Here is a 209-nt window from a genome sequence, read left to right as displayed (position 1 = left end):
CAGCACGAGCGTGTGCCGCTGGGCCTCGGGCAGCTGCTCGAGGGCCCGCACCAGGGCCACGTGCGACTCGCTGGGCGGGGCGGTCGTGGTGCGGGGGTCGACCGCGCGGGCGGTGGGCCGCTTCGCGAGCCGCGTACGCCGCCAGCGGCTGACCGCCAACCGGTGCGCGGTGGTGCGCACCCACGCCACGGGGTGCTCGGCGCGCTCCA

Annotated in this window: 1 protein-coding gene; it reads right to left on the bottom strand. The window is 78.9% G+C overall.

Annotation, left to right across the window (positions count from 1 at the left end):
- On the bottom strand, positions 1-209 hold a 209-nt coding region (locus QWJ41_RS21855; RefSeq protein ID WP_500684581.1), incomplete at both ends, for a SigE family RNA polymerase sigma factor.

This window comes from Nocardioides cremeus, from assembly GCF_030518195.1.
Taxonomy (GTDB): domain Bacteria; phylum Actinomycetota; class Actinomycetes; order Propionibacteriales; family Nocardioidaceae; genus Nocardioides; species Nocardioides cremeus.
The sequence above is the reverse complement of the archived record's forward strand: the minus strand, read 5'-3'. Positions and strand labels throughout refer to the sequence as shown.